The sequence below is a fragment of the Geodermatophilus chilensis genome, from assembly GCF_002802985.1.
GTDB classification, from domain to species: Bacteria; Actinomycetota; Actinomycetes; order Mycobacteriales; family Geodermatophilaceae; genus Geodermatophilus; species Geodermatophilus chilensis.
This window is the reverse complement of record NZ_NVPT01000226.1, coordinates 1-6986: the sequence shown is the minus strand read 5'-3', so window position 1 is coordinate 6986 and position 6986 is coordinate 1. Positions and strand designations below refer to the sequence as shown.

Genomic DNA, 6986 nt, shown 5'->3' with positions numbered 1-6986 from the left:
CGGGTGGGACGGGTGCGACCGGCTCGGCAGGACCTGCCCGAGGTCGCGCCGGACTCCGGTGCAGTTCCGCCACGTGACACGGAACGGCCCTGTGCCTACGTTCAGTACATGCTCACGACGTTCCTGGTGATCGCTGGTGTCCTCCTCGGACTCGTCGGCCTGCTCGCCCTGATCGTGAGCCTGAGCGCCCGCCCGGCCACCCGCCCCAGCAGCGGGTGGGTCGCCGACACCGGCCGCCGGCACCCCGACGCCTGGTCCGTGCCGACGAGCCCCGCGACCTCGGAGCTCCCCACCGCCCGCTGAGGGCCCCGATCCGCCGTCCCGGCGGCTGCGCACGGCGCGCCGCCGGGACGCGCCGTCGACCGCGCCCGTCCGGGTGTCCCCGACGGGCGTCGTGCGCGATGCTCGCTGCACGGCGTGGTGCTCCCCCGCACGCCGTGGGCTCGAGCGCGGCGAGGACGACATGGCGCAGTCGCACAGGTCAGGTTCCCCCCACCCCCGGCTGCACGCGCTCGGCGGGCTGCTGCTGGCCCTCCCCCTGACCGGGGCGCTGCTCGCGGCACTGCTGGTCCCGTGGGTCGTCGGGCCCGGCCTGGCCGCCAGCACCTCGGCCACGCTGCTCTCCCCGCTCCCCGTCGAGCTGACCGACGCCACGCCACCGGGGAACACCGTCGTCCTGGCCTCCGACGGGTCGGTGGTCACGTACTTCTACCGGAACAACCGCACGCCGGTGGGCGCCGACGAGATCGCCGACGTCATGGAGCAGGCGCTGGTCGACATCGAGGACGAGCGCTTCTACGAGCACAACGGCCTGGACGTCCAGGGCACGTTGCGGGCGCTGGCGCGCAACCTGAGCTCCGGCGGTGTGGAGGAGGGCGGCTCCACCATCACCCAGCAGCTGGTCAAGCAGACGCTGCTGCAGACCGCCGTCACCCCCGAGGACCGGCAGGCGGCCACCGAGCAGACGCTGGGCCGCAAGCTGCGCGAGGCCCGGCTGGCCCTGGCGCTGGAGGAGACGTATCCCAAGGAGGAGATCCTCACCCGGTACCTGAACACCGTGTACTTCGGCGAGGGCGCCTACGGCGTGCAGGCCGCGGCCCAGGCCTACTTCGGCGTCGACGCCGCCGACCTCACCCTCCCGCAGGCGGCGATGCTGGCCGGCCTGGTGCAGACGCCGACGTCGGACAGCCCGCTGGTCGACCCCGAGCGCGCCCGGCAGCGGCGCAACGTGGTGCTCGAGCGGATGCACGCACTGGGCCACGTCTCCGACGCGCAGCTGGCCGAGGTCTCGGCGCAGCCGGTCGAGGTCGACCCGGCGCCCGCCCCGCCCAACGGCTGCGCCGGCGCAGGTGTCCTCGGCGGCTTCTTCTGCGACTTCCTGCAGGACCACCTCACCGGCCCCCTGGGGATGACCCAGGAGCAGCTCGAGGACGGCGGGCTGACGATCCGCACCACCCTGCGGGCCGACCTGCAGCGCTCCGCCGACGCCGCCGTGCTGGCCACCCAGCCGATGGGCGACCCGGTGGCCGCCGTGTTCACGGCGGTCGAGCCGGGCACGGGCAACGTGCTGGCGATGAGCGCGAATCGGGTCTTCGGCTTCGACGCCGACGACCCGGCGCAGTCCTCGGTCAACCTCAACGTGGTCGCCAGCAAGGGCTCCGGCTCCACCTACAAGGTTTTCGTGGCCACCGCGGCCCTGGAACGCGGCTTCCCGCCCACCCACACGATCACCACGAGCGACCCCTACACCTCGCGCGTGTACCGCAACGGGTCCGAGCCCTACACGGTCGGCAACGTCGGGGACGGGTTCCCGCCGCGGCTCACCATGCACGAGGCGCTGGTGCGGTCCTCCAACACCTACTTCGTGGCCCTGGAGGACGACCTGGGCAGCGTGGAGGGGCCGGTGCGGGTGGCGCAGCGGCTGGGGCTGACCTCCCTCGACCCCGTCGCCGACCAGATCATCGCCGAGAACCGCGGCTCGTTCACCCTCGGCCCGGAGGCGACCAGCCCGCTCGCGCTGGCCGGCGCCTACTCCACGCTCGCCGCCAACGGCACCCGGTGCACTCCGATCCCGGTCGTGGAGGTGCTGGACCGGGACGGGCGGCCGCTGACCCGCGAAGACGGCGCGCCGCTGGGCACCGGCGCCTCCTGCATGCCGGAGGTGGTGTCGCCGCAGATCGCCACGACGATGAACCAGATGATGGTCGGCGGCTCGTCGCTGCCCTACGGCACCGGCAGGCGGGCCGCGATCCCCGGTCATCAGATCGCCACCAAGACCGGCACCGCCCAGGACCGCGCGTCGGTGTCGTTCGTCGGCTCCACGCCGCGCTACACCGCTAGCGTGATGTTGTTCAACCCGACGGCGAACGTGGACGTCGGCGGCTTCGGCGGCAGCCGCGGCGGCCAGATCTGGCACGACGCGTTCCTGCCGGTCCTGTCGGCCGAGGCGCCGGTCCCCTTCCCGCCGCCGGGCATCCCGCTCCCGCCGCTGCCGGGCGGGTGAGGGTCAGCCCCCGGTCACCAGCTCCGCGGCGCGCTCGCCGATCGCCACCGCGGTCGCGGCCGGCCCGCGCGAGGTCACCGTGGGCATGACCGAGGTGTCGACCACCCGCAGCCCCTCGACTCCGCGGACCCGCAGGTGCTGGTCGACCACGGCGCCGGGATCGGAGTCCGGCCCCATCCGCGCCGTCCCGGCGAGGTGGACGGCGGTGGCCAGCGAGCGCCGGATCCAGCGGTCCAGCTCCCGGTCCGACGCCAGGACGTCGTCGGGCAGCCCGGTCCGCTCGGCGACCAGCGGGGCCATCGCCGCCGTCCGCAGCAGCTCGGCCGCCAGCCGCACGCCCTGCCGCATCCGCCGCCGGTCGGACTCGGTGGAGAGGTACCGGTACTCCAGGCGCGGCTGCACGTGCGGGTCGGCGCTGGTGAGCGTGAGCCGGCCGCGGCTGTCCTCGCGCTGCAGCCCGACCCCGAGGAAGAGGTCGTCGCGGCGCCGGGCGGTGTCCAGCAGCCGGTGCAGCGAGGCGCCGCGCAGCGCCCGCAGCGTGGCCCCCGGCCGGCGCAGCACCCGGGCCACGCCCACCGACGTGCGGGGCACCATCACCCGGCTGAACGGCTTGAGCCAGGGCAGCACCTCGAGGTCGTCAGGGGTGTTCAGGACGCCGGACAGCGGGTGCAGGTCCCGCGGCATCGGCAGCCGGCGGGCCGGCCGCCAGGTGACGTAGACGTCGGGGTGGTCGGTGTAGTCCGCGCCCACCCCGGGGACGTCGGCCACCACGTCGATGCCGAGCCTGCGCAGGTCGTCGGCCGGGCCGATGCCGGAGAGCAGCAGCAGCTGCGGCGACCCGACGGCGCCGGCGGCGAGCACGACCTCGCCGGCCCGCACCACGCCGTCCACCGTCTCGACGCCCACCGCGCGGCCGCCCTCGACGACCACCCGGCGGACGTGCACGCCGCCGCGCACGGTCAGCCCCGGGTGCCCGCGGTGCGGCGCGAGGTAGGCCATGGCGGTGTTGACCCGCACCCCGTCGGCCACGTTGAGCGGCACCGGACCCCAGCCGGGCGGCCCGTCGGCGTTCTTGTCCGGCTCGTCGGGCGCGCCGAGCTCGGCGGCCCCCGCCCCGAGCGCGTCGGCCAGCGGGTGCCCGTCCTGCGGTCGCCGCACCGGCACCGGGCCGTCGGCGCCGTGGCCGGGCCGGTCGCCGTACTCGCGGTCGGCCTCCAACCGCACGAACGAGGGCAGGACGGCGTCGTAGGACCACAGGCCGTTGCCCGCGGCGGCCCAGCCGTCCAGGTCGGCCCGGGTGCCGCGGACGAAGTAGCCGCCGTTGAGTGCGCTGGACCCGCCGGCCACCCGCCCGCGCGGCACCGGGAAGGTCAGCTCCTCGGTCAGCACCCCGGTGAGGTCCCAGTTCGCCGGGTGCCCGGGAACGGCGGCGGCCATCCGCGCGGCGTCCCGCAGGTCGGACGGGAACTCGGCGTGGTCGGCGCCGGCCTCGAGCACCAGCACCCGCCGGCCGGCGTCGGCCAACCGCGCCGCGAGCGGGGCGCCGGACGTGCCCGCCCCCACCACGACGACGTCCCACTCCGGCGTCACAGCCCGAGCGCCTCCGGCAGGTCCAGCCGGCGGACCTTGCCGGTCGAGGTGCGCGGCAGCTCGCCGACGGGGTGCAGGCTCTTGGGTCGCTTGGCCGGGGCCAGCCGCTCGCGCGCCCAGGCGGCGAGGTCGGCCGGGTCGGCGTCGCCCACGTAGGCGGCGACCACCCGCTGGCCCCACTCGGCGTCCGGCACGCCCACGACCGCGCTCTCCACGACGCCGGGGTGCGCGTCGAGCACCGCCTCGACCTCAGCCGGGTAGACGTTGACCCCGCCGGAGATGACCAGGTCCTCGCGGCGGCCGTCCAGCCACACCGTGCCGTCGTCGTCCACCCGGCCGAGGTCGCCCACCGTGACCCGGTCGCCGCGCCAGGCCGCCGCGGTCTTCTCCGGCGCCCGCCAGTACTCGAAGCGCGCCCAGCGCGGCACGGCGCACCACAGCTGGCCGCGCTCGTCGGTCTCCAGCCGCCGTCCCGGGCGGGCCCGGCCGACGCTGCCCGGGTGCGCCAGCCAGTCCTCCGGCGAGCAGACGGTGAACTGCGCCTCGGTGGAGCCGTAGAACTCCCACACGCTGCCCTGGGGCGCCGCGGCCAGCACCGCCCGCTTCAGCGGCTCCGGGCAGGGTGCGCCGGCGTGCACCAGCCGGCGGAAGGAGGACCAGTCGACGTCGGCGCGGGTCACCAGCCGCTGCAGGTGGGTGGGCACGCAGAAGGTGGTGGTGGGCCGCAGGGAGGTGATCACCTCGGCGGCCCGCGCGACGTCGAACGGGCCGGGCAGCAGCACCTCACCGCCGGCCAGCAGCGTGTGCACGGCGAAGCGCAGCGGCGCGGAGTGGTGCAGCGGGGACAGCACCAGGTGCCGGTCGGCCGGCTCGAAGCCCCAGAGGTCGATCTCCTCGGCGGCCAGCGCGCGGGCGTCGTCCTCGGCCAGCACGCCGGACCACACGCCCTTGCGGCGGCCGGTCGTCCCGGACGTGTAGTGCATCGGCCGGGCCAGCGGGACGTCGGCGAGCTCGGCCTCGTCGTCCCCGGCGAGCAGCCGCTCGGGCGCGGCGCCGACGTCCAGCCCCGGGTCGGCGTCGGCGGCCAGCGCGGCCCGCTCGGTCGCGGGCAGCGCGGGGTCGAGCACGACGGGGACGACGCCGGAGCGCAGCGCGCCCAGGACGACGGCCAGCAGCGCCGGCGAGGCGGCCGCGGACACCAGCAGCCGGTCACCCGGCCCGAGCCCCGCCGCCCGCAGCGCGGCCGCGGCGCGGCGCTGGTCGTGCTCGCTCTCGGCGGCGCGGACGACGGGCACGTCGGTCACGGCGTCCACAGTTCGCTCCCGCCCGGCGGAGCCGGCCGGGTCACAGAGCCGCTCACGGCAGCCGCACCCGGTCGCCCTCGACGACGACGTGCCCCTCCGCGGCGAGCTTGGCCAGCGTCGCCCGGGTCGACTGGGCCGCGGCCGGCCACACCTCCCGCGGGACCTCGGCGTAGACGTCGGCCACCAGCTCGTCGACCGTCCGGGCGCCGCGCACCATCGCCGCCAGCAGCTGGCTCTCCCGGAACGCCCGGTGGGCCAGGTAGAAGTCCAGGACCGCACCGGGGTCCTCGGTCAGCTCCGGCCCGTGCCCGCAGTACAGCGCGCTCGGGCCGAGGTCGTGCACCCGGCGCAGCGAGTCCAGGTAGGCCAGCACGTCACCCTCCGGGTGGGTCACCACCGACGTCCCCCGGCCCAGCACGTGGTCGCCGACGAGGACCGCGCCGGACTCCAGCCGGAAGGCCAGGTGGTCGGCGGTGTGCCCGGGCGTCGGGACGACGTCGAGCATCGTCGCGGCCAGCGCCAGCCGCACGCCCGGCTCCAGCACCCGCCCGTCGGGCCCGGCGACGCGGACGTCGGCGGCCGCCACCTGCGCGCCGAACCGTGCGCCCCACGGCAGCGCCGCCTCCGCGTGGTCGCCGTGGTGGTGGGTGACCAGGACGGCGACGCAGCGGGCGTCCCGCGCGGCCAGCGCCGCCTCGACCGCGGCCAGGTGCGCCGGGTCGTCGGGCCCGGGATCGACCAGCACGGCCTGTCCGCTGCCCGGGCCGCCCACCAGGTAGGTGTTGGTGCCGTCGAGGGTCATCGGCGAGGGGTTGGGCGCGAGCACCCGGGTGACCAGCGGCTCGAGGTCCGCCGTCCGCGGCATCGCCCCCGGTGCCGGGAGGTCCCAGGTGGTCCGCGGGTCGGCCGGGGTGCTCACGTCGGGCACGGTAGCCGCGGCCGGGGAGCGCGGCGCGGGCGGTCGATACCGTCGGGTCCATGCGCTCCTCCGCCCTGCTGCTCCGCTCGGCCCTCGCCGGTGCCGCCGCCGTCGTCCTGCTCACCGCCTGCGGCGGGTCGGGGGACGACGAGCCGGCCGCCGCGTCGAGCACCTCGGCCCCGGCGTCCTCGTCGTCCGCCCCAGCCGACGGGACGGCCGCACCCGACCCGGCCGCCCAGGAGTTCTGCGGGCAGATCACCAGCGCCTTCATCGAGCTGCAGGGCAGCCTCGCGGCGGCCTCGCCCGAGGAGGTGGCCGGCCGGCTGCCGGAGACCGTCGCCCGGCTGGAGCAGGTGCAGGCCCCTGCCGAGATCGCCGGCGACTGGACCGCGCTGCTCGACGGCCTGCGCCGGCTCTCCGACACCGCCGGCACGCTCGACCTCGCCACCCCCGAGGGCCGGCGGGCCTACGCCGACGCGTCCGATCAGACCGGTCAGGAGCTCGGTCCGGCGCAGACGGCGCTCACCGACTACGTCGGCGCGAACTGCGACCTGACCTCGGCGTCCCCCACCAGCTAGCAGCCCCGGCGCGGCCCCCTACAGGGTCCCGCCGGCCCCGTCCCGGGCCCCGCCCTGAGCCTGTGAAGGGTGGGGAGGACGGGGTCCTTCGA

6 protein-coding genes are annotated in these 6986 nt (G+C 76.6%); 3 read left to right on the top strand and 3 right to left on the bottom strand.

Features of this window, described 5'->3' with window-relative positions:
• Nucleotides 1-108 precede the first annotated feature (108 nt).
• Both CNO22_RS24660 and CNO22_RS24655 read left to right on the top strand, forming a co-directional pair.
• Complete coding sequence (locus tag CNO22_RS24660; RefSeq protein WP_100501892.1) at nucleotides 109-303, top strand: hypothetical protein; 195 nt, start codon at nucleotides 109-111, stop codon at nucleotides 301-303.
• A 160-nt stretch (nucleotides 304-463) separates the two neighbouring features.
• Nucleotides 464-2503, top strand: coding sequence for a transglycosylase domain-containing protein (locus CNO22_RS24655; RefSeq protein ID WP_100501891.1), 2040 nt, complete (start codon nucleotides 464-466; stop codon nucleotides 2501-2503).
• A gap of 3 nt (nucleotides 2504-2506) precedes the next feature.
• Here CNO22_RS24655 and CNO22_RS24650 read toward each other — a convergent pair whose 3' ends face one another.
• From CNO22_RS24650 to CNO22_RS24640, 3 genes are read right to left on the bottom strand one after another with little or no spacing between them, the layout of a single operon-like run.
• Nucleotides 2507-4093 (bottom strand): GMC family oxidoreductase, encoded by a 1587-nt coding sequence (locus CNO22_RS24650; protein WP_100501890.1) that lies wholly within the window; start codon nucleotides 4091-4093, stop codon nucleotides 2507-2509.
• A complete protein-coding gene (locus tag CNO22_RS24645) occupies nucleotides 4090-5406 on the bottom strand; it encodes a class I adenylate-forming enzyme family protein (protein ID WP_232807328.1) in 1317 nt (438 codons plus the stop codon). The genes CNO22_RS24650 and CNO22_RS24645 overlap by 4 nt, the downstream gene beginning before the upstream one ends.
• 43 nt (nucleotides 5407-5449) lie before the next feature.
• Nucleotides 5450-6316, bottom strand: a complete 867-nt coding sequence (locus CNO22_RS24640) for an MBL fold metallo-hydrolase (RefSeq protein ID WP_100501893.1) — start codon at nucleotides 6314-6316, stop codon at nucleotides 5450-5452.
• A 59-nt stretch (nucleotides 6317-6375) separates the two neighbouring features.
• Between CNO22_RS24640 and CNO22_RS24635 the strand changes: the two genes are divergently transcribed.
• Nucleotides 6376-6894, top strand: coding sequence for a hypothetical protein (locus CNO22_RS24635; RefSeq protein ID WP_100501889.1), 519 nt, complete (start codon nucleotides 6376-6378; stop codon nucleotides 6892-6894).
• Nucleotides 6895-6986: the final 92 nt, after the last annotated feature.

Bases quoted from the DNA above. Each gene is read 5' to 3' on its own strand.
- CNO22_RS24655 (WP_100501891.1), top strand. From the start codon at position 464: ATGGCGCAGTCGCACAGGTCAGGTTCCCCCCACCCCCGGCTGCACGCG.
- CNO22_RS24635 (WP_100501889.1), top strand. From the start codon at position 6,376: ATGCGCTCCTCCGCCCTGCTGCTCCGCTCGGCCCTCGCCGGTGCCGCC.
- CNO22_RS24660 (WP_100501892.1), top strand. From the start codon at position 109: ATGCTCACGACGTTCCTGGTGATCGCTGGTGTCCTCCTCGGACTCGTC.